An 18,269-nucleotide genomic window follows, 5' to 3' on the forward strand; every position below is an offset into this window, starting at 1 on the left:
GTTGGAGGAGGCGGGGTAGAAATGCCAGAGACAAAGTACCCGCGGCTGGTGATTGTAACCGGCCTTTCCGGGGCCGGCAAGACCCAGGCCGTACGCTGCCTGGAGGATCTGGGATTTTTCTGCGTCGATAACCTGCCCCCCTCCCTTATTCCCGGCCTGGTCGACCTCCTGGGCCACCCCGGTAAAGAGGGGGAAGGGATTACTAAAGTAGCCCTGGTTATGGATATTCGCGGCGGGGAGTTTTTCTCCGGCCTGGATGCCGCCCTCAACTACCTGGACGGCCTGGGTATACCCTATGAAATTCTTTTCCTGGAAGCGGCCGACGAGGTCCTGGTCCGGCGTTATAAAGAAACCCGGCGGCGCCATCCCCTTTCCAGCGGCGGTCAGATTTTAGAGGGGATTATTGAAGAGAGACGCCGCCTGGAGGAATTGCGCGGTCGGGCCAGCAAGATCATCGACACTTCCGAACTGACGCCCCGCCAACTGAAGGAGCAGGTTTCCGAGCTTTTCGGGTCCAGCCAGCGACGGCTTATTGTCAGTATCATTTCCTTCGGGTATAAATACGGCATCCCCCTGGATGCCGACCTGGTGATGGATGTCCGGTTTTTACCCAATCCTTATTATGTTCCTGCCCTGCGGCCCTTCACCGGCCACGACCGCTGTGTGGAGGAGTTTGTCATGGCCTCGCCGGTCACCCGTCAATTTATAGAGCAGTTTGCCGCCCTCCTGCGCTTCCTGATTCCCCACTACCTGCAAGAGGGCAAGTCCCACCTGGTGGTAGCCATCGGCTGCACCGGCGGCCAGCATCGCTCCGTCACCCTGGCCAATAAGCTGGGGGAGTTACTCCAGGGTGAGAACTACAGCGTGACGGTCAAACACCGGGATGTGGTTCGCTACCTGAGTACAGGCAACCGGAGGTAGAAAGACTAACCCCGGAGCCTTATTCTTCGTGGACGGGAGGTCCGGGCTTGGATGGCTTAAAATGGCTCTACCCGGGGCTTAAAATTAAACGTTGGCTGTTGCTGGCAGTCCTGGGTTTGCTGCTGCTTGTTTCTGGTCTAACGGTTATCTTGGGGATAACCCTGCTGGCTTCGGCGGAAAAAGGAGTTACCTGGTTTATCCTTCATACCCTGGGTGGCCTGGGCTCGCCCCTGCTGGCTGGTCTTTTGGCCATGGCCCTGGGAGCGGTCTTTATTGGGGTGGCCGTCCGGAATCTGGCCCGTTCGGTTATCCAGGTTCTCTTGCCCGGTCATACCGCCAATCCCTGGCAGGTTTTTTACCGGCGCCAGTACCTGGCCCGGGGCCCCCACCTGGTGGCCATCGGCGGGGGGACGGGGCTGGCCGTCCTCTTGCGGGGTTTAAAAAACTATACCCGCAACCTGACGGCCATCGTCACCGTGGCCGATGACGGGGGAAGTTCCGGTCGCCTGCGCCAGGAATTGAGCATCCCGCCCCCGGGGGATATCCGCAATTGCCTGGTGGCCCTGGCCGATACGGAAAGCCTCATGGAGGATCTCTTCAGCTACCGGTTCCGCCAGGGCGAGGGCCTGGCCGGTCACAGCCTGGGGAATCTCCTCCTGGCGGCCATGACGGATATGGCCGGTGATTTTGACCGGGCCATCCAGGAACTGGCCCGGGTCCTGGCGGTAGGGGGGCGGGTCATCCCCTCGACGACCACCCATGTCGTCATGGGTGCCGAACTGGCCGATGGCAGCACCGTCCTGGGTGAAAGCAATATCCCCCTGGCCGGCAAACCCATTAAAAGGGTGTTTTTAAAACCGGCTGACTGCCGGCCGCCGGCGGCGGCCCTGGAAGCCATTGCCCGGGCCGACGCCGTGATAATCGGCCCGGGGAGTCTGTATACCAGCGTCCTGCCAAACCTGCTGGTGCCGGGTATTGTCGAGGCCCTGCGGGATACCCCGGCACCGGTCTTTTATGTTTGCAACATCATGACCCAGCCGGGAGAAACGGACGGTTACACGGTGGCCGACCACCTGCGGGCCCTCATCGACCACTGCGGCCAGGGGATAATAGATACGGTAATCGCCCACAGCGGCCCCATTTCCCGGGCCGCCCGGCGGCGTTACGGCGAAAAGGGAGCCCGGCCGGTCCTGATTAACAGCCCGGCAATCGCCAGGATGGGGGTAGAGCTGCGCCGCGGCTGGCTGGTAGACGAGACCCATGTCGTCCGCCATCACCCCGAACGATTGGCCAGCCTGGTCATGGAAGAGGTTTACCGGCACCAGGCCCGCGGCCGGCGGCGTTTTTTTTACCTGGTACGGGAGAGATTTCGCACCCTGGCCCGGTAGGCAGGATCCGGGAAGGCCCCCGGTGGGGGCAGACCTAAATTTTCACAGGAGATAAATGCTGATGCCGTTATCCTTTTCCCTGCAGACCAAGGAAGAACTGGCCCGGGTGAAGGCCCGGCACCCTTGCTGCCGGCAGGCGGAACTGGTGGCGTTTTTGCGTCTTGGTAACCTGGATGGAGGGCAGCCCGGGGAGGAAACAGTCCTGTTTACCACTCCCTACCCGGCCCTGGCACGAAAGGTCTATTCCCTGGCCAGGGAGTTCCTGGCCTGCCCCGTGAAGGTCAGAAACAGCCGCCGCCAGGGCAAAGGCCGCCCGGTCTTCAGGGTCGTTGCCCGGGCCCGGCTGAAAGAAATCCAGGACTGGCTCGCCGGCCGGGCGGGGGTGCCGGAATACCCCTGCTGCCAGGCTGCCTATATGCGGGGGGCCTTCCTGGTAACGGGCTCGGTTAATAAACCCTCGGGGACCCACCACCTGGAGCTCATTTTTCCGGATGCCGCCATGGCCGGCCAGATGCAGGGTTTGATGCAGCAGCAGGAACTGGAACCTCGCCTGAGTCGCCGCCAGCGGGGCTATGTCCTTTACCTTAAGGATAGCGAGCAGATTATCCGGGCCCTGAGCCTGATGGGGGCCTACAGCGCCGTCCTGGCCTATGAAAATGTCCTGATCTTTAAGGATATGCGCAACCGGGTGAACCGCCTGGTAAATTGCGAAACGGCCAATTTAACCAAGACGGTGGAAACCGGCCTGCGCCAGGCGGAGAACATCCGCTACTTGATAGCTACCGTGGGCTGGGATTATCTCCCACCCGCCCTGCGGGAGATAGCCGCCGTGCGCTTGCAACACCCGGAGGCCAGCCTGAAGGAACTGGGGGAGATGCTGCACCCCCCGGTGGGTAAGTCGGGTGTCAATCACCGCCTGCGCCGCCTGGAGCTAATTGCCAGGCAGGTGCGCGGCCAGGGAAGAGAAGGTTATGCGCCGGACGACGACCTTTCCCGCCCGCGGGCATAATGCCATGGCCTCCTGGCAGAAGGTAACCCCCTTTTTAGCGGGTGGCCTGGAACTCTGCCTGGGATTACCCTTCACCCCGCCCGCCCTTTTTACGCCTGAAGAGCTGGATCCTGAGCGGCCGGGTAAAAATGGAGGTAACGCCGTCGCGGCGGCAGGAAAAACCGCCGGGGAAAACGAATAGTATATACCAAGAGCGGTAATCAGGTAATAACCGGAAGGGAGGAGAGCTATGCGCGAAGGTTTAGGCCTTAACCTGGAACAGACGCAAAAATTGATCATGACGCCGGAATTACGCCAGGCCATTGTTATCCTGCAGCTCTCCACCCTGGAACTGGCCGACTATATCCAGCAGGAACTCCAGGAAAACCCGGTCCTGGAAGTGCGGGACGACGGCGAAGTGGCGGCCGGCTGTGAAAGTCGGGAGGAGAACGATTCCTTCGATATTGACTGGCAGGAATATTTCCAGGACGGCAGCGACCTAGGTTATGTCTGCGAGCCCCGGGAAGAACTGCCGGAATGGTATCCGGAGAATTTCCCTACCGGCCAGCCCACCTTGCAGGATCACCTCCTGCTCCAGCTGCAGATTGCCGCTACCAACCCGCGCCAGGTGGAAATCGGGAGTTTCTTAATCGGCAACCTGGACTCTAACGGTTATTTAAAAATCAGCCTCAAAGAGGCAGCCGCCCTGTTAAAGGTGCCCCAGGCTGACGTCTGGCAGGTCCTGGACCTTATCCAGCACTTTGATCCCCCCGGCGTAGGGGCCCGGGACCTGGTGGAGTGCCTGCTGTTACAGCTGCGCCAGAGGGGAGAGGCCCCGGCCGGGACGGAAAAAATCATTCGCGGCTTTTTGCCGGATGTGGCTGAAGGGCGCCTGACCCGCATCGCCCGGCGCCTGAATATGAGCCTGCCGGCCGTCCAGGCAGCGGTAGACTATATTCGCTCCCTGGACCCAAAGCCGGGCCGTTCCTTTGGCGGCAGCCTGGATAACCGCTATATTGTCCCTGACGTCATTATCGAACGGGTGGGGGACGAGTATGTGGTCCTGGTAAATGACCTGGCTATGCCCCGGCTGGGAATCAACCCGGTTTATCAGGCCCTCCTACGAAAGGAGGCTGCCTGTGACCCCCGGACCAGGCAGTTTATCGAACGCAAGCTCAACGCTGCCGCCTGGCTGATACGCAGCCTGGAGCAGCGGCGCCTGACTGTTTACCGGGTAGTTAACTGTCTGGTGAAGGAACAGCGGGAGTTTCTGGATAAAGGACTGAAATATTTGAAACCCCTGACCATGCGCCAGGTAGCCGCTGCCCTTGGTATCCACGAATCCACCGTCAGCCGGGCTACAGCCAACAAGTATGTCCAGACGCCCCAGGGGGTTTTTGAGCTGAAGTTTTTCTTCGCCAGCGGCGTCGAGAAGCGAGGGGGCGCGGCCGCTGCCGAGAGCATCAAAAAGATGATTTCTGAAGCCATTGGCCGGGAAGACCCTGCTTCGCCCCTGACTGACCAGCAACTCCAGGAGATGTTGCAGCGACAGGGTATCCGCATCTCCCGGCGGACGGTTGCCAAGTACCGGGACGAGCAGGGCATCCCGGCGGCGGCTAAAAGAAAACGATATTAGTTAAGAAGGATTTTGACCATTTGTGTTGAATAGATAGTATTTGACGGTACAATCTCCGGCAATTAGCAATATATCATAATAAATCCTGATTGGGTTAGGAATAATATCAAAAGCCAAGGAGCCTGAAAGCGGTGGGGGTTGACGCTGCAGGAATTTAACCCTTGCCGTTACAATAAATATAAGGAGGAGTACATAATGGCGATTAAGGTTGGTATCAATGGTTTCGGGCGTATTGGCCGCCTGGTTTTCCGGGCCTCCCTGGAAAAACCGGAACTGGAAGTAGTGGCCATTAACGACATCACCGATGTTAAGACCAATGCCCATCTCCTGAAGTACGACTCTGTCCACGGCCGCCTGAACGCCACGGTAGAAGCCCGGGAAGGGGCTATGGTAGTCAACGGCCGGGAGATTAAGGTCCTGGCCGAACGCGATCCCGCCAAACTTCCATGGAAGGATCTGGGAGTAGATATTGTCATCGAATCGACGGGGGTCTTTACTGACGCCACCAAAGCTGCCGCCCACCGCCAGGCAGGTGCCAAAAAGGTCATCATCACCGCCCCGGCGAAAAACGAAGACATTACCATCGTCATGGGTGTCAATAACGATAAATACAATCCGGCCCAACACCATATTGTCTCCAACGCCTCCTGCACCACCAACTGCCTGGCACCCATCGCCAAGGTCCTTCACGACAATTTCACCATCAAACGGGGTCTCATGACCACGGCCCACTCTTATACCAATGACCAGCGCATCCTCGATCTCACCCATAAGGACCTGCGGCGGGCCCGGGCCGGTGCCCTTTCCATTATTCCCACCACCACCGGCGCCGCCAAAGCCATCGGCCTGGTTTTACCGGAACTGAAGGGTAAACTCAACGGTATGGCCATGCGGGTGCCCACCCCCAATGTCTCCGTCGTCGACCTGGTGGCCGAACTGGAGAAACCGGCCACGGTAGAAAGCATCAATGCCGCCATGAAGGCAGCCGCCGAAGGCCCCATGAAGGGTATCCTGGGTTACTGCGAAGAGCCCCTGGTTTCCCGCGACTTCAACGGCGACCCGCGTTCCTCCATCGTCGACGCCCTGTCCACCATGGTTATCGACGGCACCCTGGCCAAGGTCGTTTCCTGGTACGATAATGAATGGGCCTATTCCAAACGGGTCGTCGACCTGGCGGCTTTTATGGCTGCCAAAGGGCTCTAAAAAAGGCGGTCGCCGCAAGGCGACCGTTTCGCATGCCTTGGTAATTAGGGTAACATAATAGAAAAATATGCAGGTATAATTGCTGCCCGTATTCCCTTCACCACGACGAGTCAGGTAGGATTTTGCCAGAAGTCTATTTTCGAAGGAGGTTTTACGCAGGTGGCCAAGTTAACCCTCAAAGATCTGGAGCTTAACAATAAACGGGTCCTGGTGCGGGTCGATTTCAACGTCCCCCTGGAGGCAGGCCGGGTGACTGACAATACCCGTATCCGGGCGGCCCTGCCTACCATTGAATACCTGCTGGACCACGGCGCCCGGGTGATTCTTATGTCCCACCTGGGCCGGCCCAAGGGTAAGGTCAAGGAAGAGCTGCGCCTGGACCCGGTGGCCAGGGAACTGGAAAGCCTCCTGGGCCGGCAGGTACATAAGGTCAACGACTGCGTCGGTCCCGAAGTTGAGGCCGCAGCCGCCGCCCTCAAGCCCGGCGAGGTTCTCCTCCTGGAAAACCTGCGCTTCCATCCCGAAGAAGAAAAGAACGACCCCGGTTTCGCCCGGCAGCTGGCCAGCCTGGCCGATGTCTATGTGAACGACGCCTTTGGCGCCGCCCATCGCGCCCATGCTTCCACCGAGGGCGTAGCCCACTACCTGCCGGCGGCGGCCGGTTTCCTGCTCCAAAAGGAGATCGAGACCCTGGGCAAGGCCCTGGCTGATCCCGAGCGGCCCTTTGTGGCCATTATTGGCGGGGCCAAGGTATCCGACAAGATCAGCGTTATCCGTAACCTCCTTACCAAAGTAGACACCCTGATTATCGGCGGTGGCATGGCCAACACCTTCCTGAAGGCCCAGGGCTATGCCATGGGTAAATCCCTGGTCGAAGAAGATCAGGTACCCCTGGCCCAGGAGTTGATCCAGCTTGCCGCCCAGAAGGGGGTAAAAATGCTCCTGCCCCGGGACCTGGTAGTGGCCCAGGAGTTTAAGGCCGATGCCCCCCACCAGGTAGTTGCTGTAAATGCCGTGCCTGACGGCTGGATGGCCCTGGATATCGGCCCGGAAACGGCCCGGGCCTACGCCGGCGCCCTGGAGGGAGCCCGTACCGTCGTCTGGAACGGCCCCATGGGCGTCTTTGAGATGGAGGCCTTTGCCCACGGCACCGAGGCTGTAGCCCGGGCAGTGGCCGCCGTCGACGGCATGACCATCGTTGGTGGCGGCGATTCCGTCGCTGCCGTGGAAAAGATGGGCGTGGCCGGAAAGATCGGGCATATCTCCACCGGTGGCGGCGCCTCCCTGGAGTTCCTGGAAGGCAAAGCCCTTCCCGGCGTTGTCGCCCTGACGGAAAAGTAACTGCCGGCCGGCTACCTTAACTCTAAATACTGCCTGCCCCTGGAGGCAACCGGGGTAACTCGGGCAAGGGAGGAATTAAATTGCGCCGACCAATTATTGCCGGCAACTGGAAGATGCATAATACAACGGAAGAGGCCCGGGATTTGGTCACCCTGCTGCGGCCCCTGGTAGGTACGGCCCGGGCGGAGGTAGTGGTCTGCCCGCCTTTTACGGCCATAGCGGCCACAGTTAACGCCGCCTCCGGGTCCAACATCTCCGTTGGTGCCCAGGACCTCTTCTGGGAGGATAAGGGGGCCTACACCGGCGAGGTTTCCGGGCCCATGCTGCGGGACCTTGGCTGCCGTTATGTCATCATCGGCCACTCCGAACGGCGCCAGTATTTCGGCGAGACTGATGCCACAGTGAATAAAAAGCTCCTGGCTGCCTACCGCAATGAATTGCTCCCCATCGTCTGCGTCGGTGAAACCCTGGCGGAGAGGGAGGCCGGCCACACCCTGGAGGTTGTCGGCCGCCAGGTCCGGGAAGGGTTAAAGGGCCTGGAAACCGGCCAGGCCCGGGATCTGGTTGTCGCCTACGAGCCCGTCTGGGCCATTGGCACCGGCAAGACAGCTACGGCCGCCGACGCCCAGGAGGTTATCGCCTTTATCCGTAAAACCCTCGGAGAGATGTACGGCGAAACAGCCGCGGCAATCAGGATCCAGTACGGCGGCAGCGTCAAGCCGGAGAATATTGCCGAGCTCATGGCCCAGCCCGATATCGACGGTGCCCTGGTGGGCGGGGCCAGCCTGGATGCCGTTTCCTTCGCCGCCATTGTTAATTACGATCAATAGTACAAAGGAACAGGAGAAATCATTTTGGCTATAGCAGTTAATCGTCCGTTAATGTTGATGATCCTGGACGGCTTTGGCCTGGGACCGGAGGGGGAGGGTAACGCCATCAGCCAGGGCCGCCTGCCCAACTACCGCCGCCTCCTGGCCGGATACCCCCATACCCGGCTCCGGGCCTCGGGCGAAGCCGTGGGCCTGCCGGCTGGCCAGATGGGCAACTCCGAGGTCGGCCACCTGAATATCGGCGCCGGCCGCATTGTCTACCAGGAACTGACCCGCATCAGCAAAGCCATCCGTGACGGCTCCTTCTTTAGTAATGCAGCCCTGGTGGGGGCCGTCCGGGCGGCCCGGGAGCATGGCGGTGCCCTGCACCTGATGGGCCTGGTTTCCGACGGCGGCGTCCACAGCCACCTGGATCACCTCTATGCCCTCCTGGACCTGGCCAAAAGGGAGGGCCTGGAGCGAGTGTACATCCATGCCTTCCTCGATGGCCGCGATGTCCCGCCGGCCAGCGCCGCCGGTTACCTGGAGCAGGTGGAGGATGAGTGCCGGCAAAAGGGTATCGGCGCCATTGCCACCATTATGGGCCGTTACTACGCCATGGACCGGGATCGGCGCTGGGAACGCACGGCCCGGGCCTACCGCGCCCTGGTAGCCGGTGAAGGCCATCAGGCCTCCTCCCCCAGTGAGGCTATCCGGGCTTCCTACGAGCGGGATATCACCGACGAGTTTGTGGAACCGGCAGTTATTACCCGGGACGGTAGGCCCCTGGCTACGGTCCGGGAGGGGGACAGCGTCGTCTTCTTTAATTTCCGCGCCGACCGGGCACGGCAGCTTACCCGGGCCTTCGTGGACCGCGACTTTGATGCCTTTGAACGTCCCGGCGGCAGGTTGGACATCCAGTTTGTCTGCCTGACCCAGTACGATGTAACTATCCCGGCTCCGGTGGCCTTCCCGCCCCAGGTGCTGCAGAACGTCCTGGGGGAAGTAATAGCCGGCGCCGGCTTGAAGCAGCTGCGTATCGCCGAGACGGAAAAGTACGCCCACGTCACCTTTTTCTTCAACGGCGGCGTGGAAGAACCCTTTCCCGGCGAAGACCGGCTCCTGATCCCCTCACCGAAGGTAGCCACCTATGATCAAAAGCCTTCCATGAGCGCCCGGGAGGTGACGGACGCCGTCCTGGAACGGCTGGATAAGTACGACTTTATTGTCCTGAATTTTGCCAACCCCGACATGGTCGGCCATACCGGCGACCTGGCTGCGGCCATCGCCGCCGTAGAGATGGTAAATGAGTGTATCGGCCGGATTGTTCAGGCCATGGCCGAACGCCGGGCCCCCCTTTTGCTTACCGCCGACCACGGCAACGCCGAGGAGATGCGGGAGCCCGACGGCGAGCCCCATACGGCCCATACCAGCAACCTGGTGCCCTTCATCCTGGTGGACGACCGCTACCGGGGAGCTTCCCTGCGGGAAGGCGCCCTGGAGGACGTGGCCCCGACGGTCCTGGATATTCTCCACATCCAACAGCCGGCCGAGATGACGGGCAAGAGCTTGATTGTAAAAGGGTAGGGCAGGTTTCTCGCGGAGCGGCCTGCACTCAACTCAACAGGAAGAAGTAGCCCTGTGACGAAGTTACCAGCCAAATTAACGCGGAGGTGTCCTTAATCCAATGACTACTATCAGCGATATTTACGCCCGGGAGATTCTCGATTCCCGGGGCAACCCCACGGTTGAGGTTGAAGTATTCCTGGAAAGCGGCGGCTGGGGCCGGGCGGCCGTGCCTTCGGGGGCTTCCACCGGGGCCTACGAAGCCGTCGAGCTGCGGGACAAGGATCCCAAGCGCTATGGCGGCAAAGGTGTTCTCGACGCTGTCAACAACATTAACGCCATTATCGCCCCGGAACTGGTGGGTTCCGACGCCCTGGACCAGCGGGAGATCGACCGCCAGCTCATTGAAATGGATGGCACGCCTAATAAGGGCAAATTAGGAGCCAATGCCATCCTGGGGGTTTCCCTGGCAGTGGCCAAAGCAGCAGCCGACGCCCTGGGCCTGCCCCTTTACCGGTATCTGGGCGGGGTTAATGCCCATACCCTGCCGGTACCCATGATGAACATTTTAAACGGCGGCAAGCATGCCGACAATAACGTCGACATCCAGGAGTTCATGGTCATGCCCGCCGGGGCCAGCGACTTCGCCAGCGCCCTGCGGATGGGCGCCGAGGTTTTCCATAGCCTCAAGGCCGTGCTGCAAAGTAAAGGGCTGAATACGGCCGTCGGCGACGAGGGTGGTTTTGCCCCCAACCTGCGCTCCAATGTGGAAGCCATCGAGGTGCTCCTGGAGGCCATCGCCAAAGCCGGTTATGAACCTGGTAAGGATTGCTTTATTGCCCTGGACCCGGCTTCAACGGAACTCTACAAGGACGGCAAGTATGTTTTTGCCGGTGAAGGGGTCACCCGTACCAGCGATGAAATGGTCGAGTTCTGGGCGAGTCTAGTCGACAAGTACCCCATCATCTCCATAGAGGACGGTTTGGCGGAGGACGACTGGGAAGGCTGGCAGAACCTCACCAAACGCCTGGGGCACAAGGTCCAGCTGGTGGGCGACGACCTCTTCGTCACCAATACAGAGCGCCTGAGCCGGGGGATTGAGATGGGTGCCGCCAACACCATCCTGATCAAGGTCAACCAGATCGGTACCCTGACCGAGACCCTGGAAGCCATTGAAATGGCCAAGAAAGCCGGCTATACGGCCGTAGTCTCCCACCGCTCCGGTGAGACGGAAGACACAACAATCGCCGACATCGTGGTGGCCGTCAACGCCGGCCAGATCAAGACCGGCGCCCCTTCCCGCACCGAGCGGGTGGCCAAATACAACCAGCTTTTGCGCATCGAGGAAGAGCTGGACGCCGCCGCCCTCTACCCGGGCCTGAAAGCCTTCTACAACTTGAAGAAGTAGCCCCCTTTAGAAAAAGAAACCCCGGCCTGGTAACCATGCCGGGGTTTAAAATTGCCTCAAAACCATCCCTTGCGCCGGAAGAAATAAAGCATCACTCCGGCCAGCAGGGCCATGACTCCCAGGACCACAAAGTACCCGTAGCGCCATTCCAGCTCGGGCATATAACGGAAGTTCATACCGTAGATGCCGGCAATGAGGCTTAGAGGCATCATGATAGTGGTAATTACCGTCAGCACCTTCATGATTTCATTCAGGCGATTGGAGGTCAGGGAGAGATAGATCTCCAGGGTGGAGCTGGCCAGATCGTGGAAGGTTTCCACCTGGTCAATGAGGCGCAGCATCTCGTTGTAGATATCCAGGAAAAAGACCCGGTTTTCCGGTTTTACCAGGTTGAACTCGGGATAGGCCAGGACATTGATGATATCCCGCTGGGCACCTAAAATTTTACGTAGCTTGATGGCCTGGCGGCGCATGGTGAAGACCTGGTTTAAAATCCTGCGAGTCGGCTGCCGGAAAACCTCTTCCTCCAGGTACTCAATCCTGGCTTCCGTACGATCAAAAAAGGCAAAAAAGGTTTCCGTCAGGGGCTCCAGCAGGCTGTATAGGATAAAATCGACACCCTTCGCAAAGAGCCGCGGGTCCTGGCGGTACTGGTGCCAGATTTTATTAAGGAAATCAAGTTCCTCCTGGTGGACGGTTACTATAAACCCGGGCCCGAGAAAAACGTTAAGGGCCGCAGTCAGGGAGCGCTGGCGAGCCTGGATACAGCGCAGGGTCAAAAAGGCATATTCATCATACTGGGCCATTCCCGGGCGGTAGTGGGGATGGAGGCAGTCTTTCACGGCCAGAGGGTGAAAATGGAAGAGGTCCGCCAGGAGGTCCAGTTCTTCCCGGGCCGGCTGTACCAGGTCCAGCCATGTAAACTCCTCGCTCTGCCGGGGCTGGAAACCAGGAGGCAGATTCTCCTTGAGTCCCTGTTTCGGGTGAAAAATTAAGAGACGCTGCATGTTAAAATCACCTGTAGTCGGGTTTTCTTTAGTTTACCACATTCAGGCCGCCCCAGTATCGTCCCCATGTAAAACCGGAAAGCAAACATTGTAAGGCGGCAGGAAGTGGGTTAGAATGGTAACAGTAAGAGGGCTCCCGACCTTGCTGCCTGGGCTAAAATAGCCCTGGCAGACGGAATTATTTACTTATTAGGGGCAGAAATTGAAGCAGGGCGGCACTAAAGTAGCGACATTCCAGCAGAAGGATGAAAATACAGCATGACGGTCTTCAATCCGTTCCTGGCTTCAGCCAGTGCCAACAAGCCTTCGACCTCCAACTTCCGGCCTCCGACTGCCGCAATATACATCGGTACCTCGGGTTACAGCTACCGCGACTGGCAGGGTTACTTTTATCCCCGGGGGCTGGCGGCAAAGGATATGCTGCCTTATTACGCCCGGGAATTTAATTTTACCGAGATCAATTCCTCCTATTACGCCCTGCCGCGGCCCCAGAACCTGGAGCAGATGGCCCGCAAGGTGCCGGAAGGGTTTATCTTTGCCGTCAAGGCCTACCGCACCCTAACCCACGACCGGGGGGAGAGCGTAACCGACGACAGCAAGCAATTTCGCCAGGCCTTGCAACCCCTGGTGGACCAGGGCCGCCTGGGGGCCGTCCTTCTCCAGTTCCCCTATTCCTTTCATAATAACCAGGCCAATCGGGAGTACCTGGCGCGTTTACGGGAACTACTGCCCGATCTGCCCCTGGTGGTAGAATTCCGCCATGCCGGCTGGGTCCATGACGCCGTCCGGGATTTTTTGGCCCGCAATGAACTGGCCTACACTTGCGTCGATGAACCGGACCTCCCCGGACTGCCCGGCCCTGTGGTCTACTGCACCGCCCCCGTAGCCTATGTCCGCTTCCACGGCCGTAACGCGGCCAAATGGTGGCGGCATGAAGAGGCCTATGAACGCTACGACTACCTGTACACCGAGGCGGAGCTCAAAGAATGGCTGCCCGGCATCGCCTACCTGGCCGGCCAGGCCCGGCAGGTCTTTGTGGCCTTTAATAATCACTACCACTCCCAGGCTGTGACCAACGCCCGCATGCTCAAGGAGTTGCTGGCCGCCGGGCAGTTATAGGCTGCTACCTGCCTTCCCGGGCGGCGACCCTGGCCTGGACCCAGGTATAATTTAAATGGCGAAGAAATAGAGTTTGCCGTTTTCCACGCTGCAGGAAATGCGGCCTTCGTCTTTAAGGTAGCTGAGAAAGGCCGACAGGCTGGACAGGTTCAGGAAGTACTGGGGGATGTCCATGGTTATATCCTCCAGGATGGCTACCTGGGCCAGCAGGTCTTCCCTGGTCAGGGGCTGGGACAGGAGTTCCACAATTATGTCCAGACAGTTAGCTATCTGGCGGCGGTTGGCCTCCAGGACCGGCTCAACTTCAGTAATCACCTCCTGGCCGTGGGCCGGTAGGAGGTACTTTATTTCTAGACCGGCTATAACCTCGAGGGTAGCCAGTTCCGCCTTGATGTCCAGCAAAAAGGGCAGGGGATATTTGGCTAAAATACCCTGGTCAAAGACGGCATCGCCGCTGAAAAGGACCCCATCGGGGGTGAGGAAGGCCAGGTGGCCCGCAGTGTGCCCCGGTGTGGCTATTGCCTCGAGGTGCTGGTCCAGCAGCTTCAGCGGCCCCGGGGTAATGGTAATATCGACTGCTGTCGACCGGGCGAAGAGGAGGGGTACCTTAATCTCGTCGTAGGGAACGGCCCCGTAGAGGGTAGTCGTTGCCTGAAGGTTGTTTTCCATATAAACCTTTTCCCCGGGGGAGGCCAGGATCTCCAGGCCGGGGTAGAGTTCCTTCAATAAATTATGGGCGCCAAAGTGATCGGCATGGCCGTGGGTGGTCAGTAGATAGCGGGGTTTCAGGCCCTTTTCGGCCAGGACCTTGCTGATTTTATGGGCCACCGTATTGTTGATGCCGGAATCGATTAACACGCAGTAACCGCTTTTGGTGGTGAAGACCCCAGTATTGGTAGCACCGGGAATATAATAGGTGTGACCATGAATCTTTACCAGTTCCAAAGTTATCGTTCCTTTCCTAATGGATGCCGCGGGTGCCGGGCGGTATCTCCCGCCGTCAGCACTATTACTCATATATTATAGTTGCCGGAAGGGAGATAGGGTAGCCCTCGACGAATCATAAACCGCATAACCGCCATCCACTGCAATGCGCCCAATCCTATGGACGACCCACCGGTGAACCTTCAACTATATACCCCGTTTCCCGCCCACTCTACCAGGCGATCTGAGAATAAAAAAAGTGCCTGTAAGGCACTCAATCATTTATAGAGATAAAGTTTTTACAGTAGCCGTCCTGGTTCCGCGGCGGCCAGGCCCGGCAGCAGTAGTGATTCTCTAGACAGTAAATACATTCCACTTGTTCACAGGGAATACCGTTACCGTAAACTCCGGGGAGCCTGCCCGCAACCCTCGCCTGCTCGGGAAAAATGTCTTTCTTCCCTTCAGTATAGATTTCCTGGGGCATGGAGTTCCTCCTCCCTCCTCCGAATTTCCAAGCATATTGTATCATGTATACAGGATATTTTAAAACTCGTTCAGGGTTGATTTAACCAGGCCCGGCAGGTATTTTCCGGGGCGTTAGTCGCTACCTGGTGTCGGGCGCAACTTTTCCTTGCTTACCGGGGTGCTTTTTTGTTAAAATTAAGGCTGTGGTAAAGCAGCAGGGGGGTGAAGTTTTTGCTGCATACAATCATCCTGATTCTGGATATACTGGTGGCCCTGGGTTTGATTGCCACCGTGCTCCTCCAGTCGGGCCGCAGCGCTGGTATGTCCGGCGCCATTGCCGGGGGCGCGGAAACCATCTTTGGGAAGAAAAAAGGCCTGGATGATTTCCTCAACCGGGTTTCATCCATCCTGGGCGGTATTTTTATCGTCTTCACTTTACTCCTTTCGGTTATATAACATAACGATTATACCGGGCAGAGCTGCCCGATTTTTTTAGGAGGAGATGGGGGTTATGAACCGGGAAGAGGCCCGGCAGTTAATGGAGCGGCACGTTAAAAACAAAAATTTGCGCAAGCACTGCCTGGCGGTAGAGGCAGTCATGCGCGCCCTGGCCCGGCACTTTGGCGAGGACGAAGAGAAGTGGGGCCTGGCGGGCTTGCTTCACGACATAGACTACGAAAGTACCAAAGAGGACCCTGACCGCCACAGTCTGGTAGGGGCGGAAATGCTGGCCCGGGAAGGCCTGCCGGAAGAAATAATCTACGCCGTCAAAGCCCATAATGAGCGCCACGGCCTCCCGCGACCGGATCGCCTGAGCAAGGCCCTATACGCCACCGACCCCCTGACGGGGCTAATCGTGGCGGCGGCCTTGATCCGGCCGGAGAAAAAGCTGGCCATTGTCGACGTGCCCTTTTTACTTAACCGCTACCACGAAAAGTCTTTCGCCCGGGGTGCCAGCCGGGAGACCATTGCCGCCTGTAACGAACTGGGTTTTTCCCTCGAGGATTTCTTTCATATCGGCCTGAAGGCCATGCAGGGCATAGCTGCTGAACTGGGATTGTAAAAGATACCTGGTATCCGGTGGGAGCCGGGTATTTTTTTACCGGTAGATAGGCTAATAATACTTATCAGAGCGGCCTGAAGGCCGGAAGCTTGAAGGAAGGAATTTTGAATGGACCGCGAAGAAATACTCACCCTCATGCGGGCCCGGTCCTACCGGCCCCTGACGGCGTCAGAATTGATGGTCGCTTTGGGGATAGAGGACGAAGGGGCTTTCATGGAACTCCTGCACTCCCTGGAGCAGGAGGGTTATATCGTCCGGACCCGTAAGGATAAATACGGCCTGCCAGAAAAGATGGGTCTCGTCAGCGGCCGCCTCCAGGCCTCGCCCAGGGGCTACGCCTTTGTAGTTCCCCTGGATAAGGATCGGGAGGATTTATATATAGGCGCCCTCAACATCAATGGAGCCATGCATGGCGACCTGGTTCTGGCCCGGGTTCTCCCAGGGACTACCGGCCGTCGCCAGGAAGGGGAGATTATCCGCGTCCTGCAGCGGGTCAACAAGCGCGTGGTTGGAACCTTTGACGCTACCCGCAATCTGGATTTTGTCATTCCCGACGATGCCCGGCTGCATCAGGATATCATCATTCCCGCCGGGGCTTCCCTGGAGGCCAGGGATAGGGATAAAGTAGTGGTTGAAATCACCCGCTGGCCCGAGGCGCGGCGCAGCCCCGAGGGGCGGGTGATCCAGGTCCTGGGACAAACAGGCGCGCCCGGGGTGGATGTTTTAAGCATTATTAAGAAATATGGCCTGGAGACGGAATTCCCCCCGGAAGTGATCCGGGAAGCGGAAGAGATACCGAGGGATCTCGAACCCGGGGAATTGGCCAAGCGTCGCGACCTCCGGGATTGGCGCCTGGTTACCATCGACGGCGCCGACGCCCGCGATCTGGACGACGCCGTTTCCCTGGAACGCCGGCCCGACGGTAGCTACCTGCTGGGGGTACATATTGCCGATGTGAGTTTCTACGTCCGGGAGGGCAGGCCCCTGGACCGAGAGGCCTTCAACCGGGGCACCAGTGTCTACTTTGTCGACCGGGTCATTCCCATGCTGCCCGCCAGGTTATCCAATGATATCTGTTCCCTGAACGCCGGTGAGGACCGCCTGGCCATAACGGCCCTGATGACCATTTCGCCGGCGGGTACGGTCAAGGACTATGAGCTTTTTCCCTCAGTTATCCGGGTCCGGGAGCGAATGACCTACGATGACGTCAGGCGTATCCTGGAGGACAAGGACCCTGAACTAATGGAACGTTACCGGGAACTGGTGCCGGACTTCCAGCTCATGGCCCGGCTGGCCGCCATTTTACGCCGCCGGCGCCGCCGGCGGGGAGCCATTGACTTCGATTTCCCGGAGGCCAAAGTAAAGCTGGATGATCAGGGGTTACCGGTAGCCATTATCCCGCGACACCGGACTGTAGCCGAAGGGATCATCGAGGAATTTATGATCGTCGCCAATGAAGTGGTGGCCCGCCACCTTTACGAACTGGCGGTGCCGGCCGTTTACCGAGTGCATGAGGAACCGGCTCCGGATAAGCTGGAGGCCTTGAACACATTCCTGGCCTATTTCGGCCTGCACATCAAACCCAACCGTGAAGGCCGGGTACGGCCCCGGGCCTTCCAGGAGATCCTGGCCGCCGTCAAGGGAAGGCCGGAAGAACGGGTAATCAGTACTGTCATGCTGCGTTCCATGATGCATGCCCGCTATGCCGGCGATTGCCTGGGGCATTTCGGCCTGGCCTCACCCTACTACTGCCACTTTACCTCGCCCATCCGCCGCTACCCGGACCTGGTTGTCCACCGCATTCTGCGGGAGACCTGGTCCCCCGCTGGTTTTTCGGCGGAGCGGATGGCCCAGCTCAGCGCCTTCGTAGCCCTGGCTGCCGTCCAGGCTTCGGAAAGGGAAAAGCTGGCCGAGGAGGCTGAGCGGGAATCCCTGGACATGAAAAAGGTCCAGTATATGGAGCGCCATGTTGGGGCGACCTTTGCCGGTGTTATCAGCGGCGTGGTGCCTTATGGTTTCTTTGTGGAGCTGGAGAATACCGTCGAGGGGCTGGTCCATGTTTCGACCCTCACGGATGACTATTACCATTATCAGGAAGACCAGTTGGCCCTGGTGGGAGAGCATACCGGCAAGTCCTATCGCATCGGCCAGCCGGTTACCGTACTGGTGACCAGGGTAAGCGTCGACGCCCGCCAGGTGGACTTTGAGCTGGTGAAGCCTGAGGAGGAGAAAACCGGTCCGGTCGGGGGGGCCGGAGCGAAGGTAAAGGGGCACCCGGTCAAAGCCCGGGAAAGGGAAGCCGGGCCAAGCGGGGGTAAAGCCCGGAAAAAGGCGATGACCATGGCCGGCGGCAAAACCGGGTCGAAGGGGAAGGGTAAAGCCAGGGTCAGGCGGAATAAAGGTACCCGGCGACGTAAATAATAGTTATGGC

General features: G+C 58.9%; 17 protein-coding genes. 14 read left to right on the forward strand and 3 right to left on the reverse strand.

Annotation, left to right across the window (positions count from 1 at the left end):
* Nucleotides 1-21: 21 nt before the first annotated feature.
* From rapZ to eno, 10 genes are all read left to right on the forward strand, one after another.
* Nucleotides 22-921, forward strand: a complete 900-nt coding sequence (gene rapZ / locus MOTHE_RS01350) for an RNase adapter RapZ (RefSeq protein WP_011391802.1) — start codon at nt 22-24, stop codon at nt 919-921.
* Nucleotides 922-968: 47 nt separating this feature from the next.
* Nucleotides 969-2,309 (forward strand): gluconeogenesis factor YvcK family protein, encoded by a 1,341-nt coding sequence (locus MOTHE_RS01355; RefSeq protein WP_011391803.1) that lies wholly within the window; start codon nt 969-971, stop codon nt 2,307-2,309.
* 61 nt (nt 2,310-2,370) lie between these two features.
* Nucleotides 2,371-3,318: a DNA-binding protein WhiA gene (gene whiA / locus MOTHE_RS01360; protein WP_053094576.1), complete on the forward strand. Its 948-nt coding sequence runs from the start codon at nt 2,371-2,373 to the stop codon at nt 3,316-3,318.
* Nucleotides 3,281-3,499 (forward strand): hypothetical protein, encoded by a 219-nt coding sequence (locus tag MOTHE_RS01365; RefSeq protein WP_053094577.1) that lies wholly within the window; start codon nt 3,281-3,283, stop codon nt 3,497-3,499. The genes whiA and MOTHE_RS01365 overlap by 38 nt, the downstream gene beginning before the upstream one ends.
* Before the next feature lie 48 nt (nt 3,500-3,547).
* Nucleotides 3,548-4,933: an RNA polymerase factor sigma-54 gene (rpoN, locus tag MOTHE_RS01370; protein ID WP_011391805.1), complete on the forward strand. Its 1,386-nt coding sequence runs from the start codon at nt 3,548-3,550 to the stop codon at nt 4,931-4,933.
* A gap of 195 nt (nt 4,934-5,128) precedes the next feature.
* Nucleotides 5,129-6,136 carry a type I glyceraldehyde-3-phosphate dehydrogenase gene (gene gap / locus MOTHE_RS01375; protein ID WP_011391806.1) on the forward strand — a complete coding sequence of 336 codons (1,008 nt, stop codon included), beginning with the start codon at nt 5,129-5,131 and terminating at the stop codon, nt 6,134-6,136.
* Nucleotides 6,137-6,295: 159 nt separating this feature from the next.
* A complete protein-coding gene (locus tag MOTHE_RS01380; protein WP_011391807.1) occupies nt 6,296-7,477 on the forward strand; it encodes a phosphoglycerate kinase in 1,182 nt (393 codons plus the stop codon).
* An 80-nt stretch (nt 7,478-7,557) separates the two neighbouring features.
* Nucleotides 7,558-8,307, forward strand: a complete 750-nt coding sequence (tpiA, locus tag MOTHE_RS01385) for a triose-phosphate isomerase (RefSeq protein WP_011391808.1) — start codon at nt 7,558-7,560, stop codon at nt 8,305-8,307.
* Nucleotides 8,308-8,358: 51 nt separating this feature from the next.
* On the forward strand, nt 8,359-9,873 hold the full coding sequence (gene gpmI, locus MOTHE_RS01390; RefSeq protein WP_053094578.1) for a 2,3-bisphosphoglycerate-independent phosphoglycerate mutase: 1,515 nt from the start codon (nt 8,359-8,361) through the stop codon (nt 9,871-9,873).
* A gap of 100 nt (nt 9,874-9,973) precedes the next feature.
* Nucleotides 9,974-11,260: a phosphopyruvate hydratase gene (eno, locus tag MOTHE_RS01395; protein ID WP_053094579.1), complete on the forward strand. Its 1,287-nt coding sequence runs from the start codon at nt 9,974-9,976 to the stop codon at nt 11,258-11,260.
* A gap of 56 nt (nt 11,261-11,316) precedes the next feature.
* Here eno and corA read toward each other — a convergent pair whose 3' ends face one another.
* Nucleotides 11,317-12,267: a magnesium/cobalt transporter CorA gene (gene corA, locus MOTHE_RS01400; protein WP_011391811.1), complete on the reverse strand. Its 951-nt coding sequence runs from the start codon at nt 12,265-12,267 to the stop codon at nt 11,317-11,319.
* Between the two features lie 258 nt (nt 12,268-12,525).
* Between corA and MOTHE_RS01405 the strand changes: the two genes are divergently transcribed.
* Entirely contained in the window at nt 12,526-13,386 is an 861-nt protein-coding gene (locus tag MOTHE_RS01405; protein WP_011391812.1) for a DUF72 domain-containing protein, read from the forward strand.
* Nucleotides 13,387-13,437: 51 nt separating this feature from the next.
* On the opposite strand, the gene MOTHE_RS01410 is transcribed toward MOTHE_RS01405, so the two are convergent.
* Both MOTHE_RS01410 and MOTHE_RS01415 read right to left on the reverse strand, forming a co-directional pair.
* Nucleotides 13,438-14,403 carry an MBL fold metallo-hydrolase gene (locus tag MOTHE_RS01410; RefSeq protein ID WP_162490014.1) on the reverse strand — a complete coding sequence of 322 codons (966 nt, stop codon included), beginning with the start codon at nt 14,401-14,403 and terminating at the stop codon, nt 13,438-13,440.
* Nucleotides 14,404-14,584: 181 nt separating this feature from the next.
* The gene (locus MOTHE_RS01415; protein WP_025773787.1) at nt 14,585-14,794 is read right to left on the reverse strand and encodes a hypothetical protein; all 210 of its coding nucleotides are present in this window, start codon (nt 14,792-14,794) and stop codon (nt 14,585-14,587) included.
* A 212-nt stretch (nt 14,795-15,006) separates the two neighbouring features.
* On the opposite strand from MOTHE_RS01415, the gene secG reads away from it, so the two are divergent.
* From secG to rnr, 3 genes are all read left to right on the forward strand, one after another.
* Nucleotides 15,007-15,231, forward strand: coding sequence for a preprotein translocase subunit SecG (secG, locus tag MOTHE_RS01420; protein ID WP_011391815.1), 225 nt, complete (start codon nt 15,007-15,009; stop codon nt 15,229-15,231).
* 55 nt (nt 15,232-15,286) lie between these two features.
* Complete coding sequence (locus MOTHE_RS01425; RefSeq protein WP_011391816.1) at nt 15,287-15,838, forward strand: HDIG domain-containing metalloprotein; 552 nt, start codon at nt 15,287-15,289, stop codon at nt 15,836-15,838.
* Nucleotides 15,839-15,946: 108 nt separating this feature from the next.
* Nucleotides 15,947-18,259 (forward strand): ribonuclease R, encoded by a 2,313-nt coding sequence (gene rnr, locus MOTHE_RS01430; RefSeq protein WP_011391817.1) that lies wholly within the window; start codon nt 15,947-15,949, stop codon nt 18,257-18,259.
* Nucleotides 18,260-18,269 lie beyond the last annotated feature (10 nt).

Origin of the sequence: Moorella thermoacetica (genome assembly GCF_001267405.1) — a bacterium.
Lineage (GTDB): Bacteria > Bacillota > DSM-521 > Neomoorellales > Neomoorellaceae > Neomoorella > Neomoorella thermoacetica.

Bases quoted from the DNA above. Each gene is read 5' to 3' on its own strand.
- MOTHE_RS01410 (WP_162490014.1), bottom strand. From the start codon at position 14,403: ATGAGTAATAGTGCTGACGGCGGGAGATACCGCCCGGCACCCGCGGCA.
- rnr (WP_011391817.1), top strand. From the start codon at position 15,947: ATGGACCGCGAAGAAATACTCACCCTCATGCGGGCCCGGTCCTACCGG.
- whiA (WP_053094576.1), top strand. From the start codon at position 2,371: ATGCCGTTATCCTTTTCCCTGCAGACCAAGGAAGAACTGGCCCGGGTG.
- rpoN (WP_011391805.1), top strand. From the start codon at position 3,548: ATGCGCGAAGGTTTAGGCCTTAACCTGGAACAGACGCAAAAATTGATC.
- gap (WP_011391806.1), top strand. From the start codon at position 5,129: ATGGCGATTAAGGTTGGTATCAATGGTTTCGGGCGTATTGGCCGCCTG.
- rapZ (WP_011391802.1), top strand. From the start codon at position 22: ATGCCAGAGACAAAGTACCCGCGGCTGGTGATTGTAACCGGCCTTTCC.
- MOTHE_RS01365 (WP_053094577.1), top strand. From the start codon at position 3,281: ATGCGCCGGACGACGACCTTTCCCGCCCGCGGGCATAATGCCATGGCC.
- corA (WP_011391811.1), bottom strand. From the start codon at position 12,267: ATGCAGCGTCTCTTAATTTTTCACCCGAAACAGGGACTCAAGGAGAAT.
- gpmI (WP_053094578.1), top strand. From the start codon at position 8,359: ATGTTGATGATCCTGGACGGCTTTGGCCTGGGACCGGAGGGGGAGGGT.
- eno (WP_053094579.1), top strand. From the start codon at position 9,974: ATGACTACTATCAGCGATATTTACGCCCGGGAGATTCTCGATTCCCGG.
- MOTHE_RS01405 (WP_011391812.1), top strand. From the start codon at position 12,526: ATGACGGTCTTCAATCCGTTCCTGGCTTCAGCCAGTGCCAACAAGCCT.
- MOTHE_RS01425 (WP_011391816.1), top strand. From the start codon at position 15,287: ATGAACCGGGAAGAGGCCCGGCAGTTAATGGAGCGGCACGTTAAAAAC.
- MOTHE_RS01415 (WP_025773787.1), bottom strand. From the start codon at position 14,794: ATGCCCCAGGAAATCTATACTGAAGGGAAGAAAGACATTTTTCCCGAG.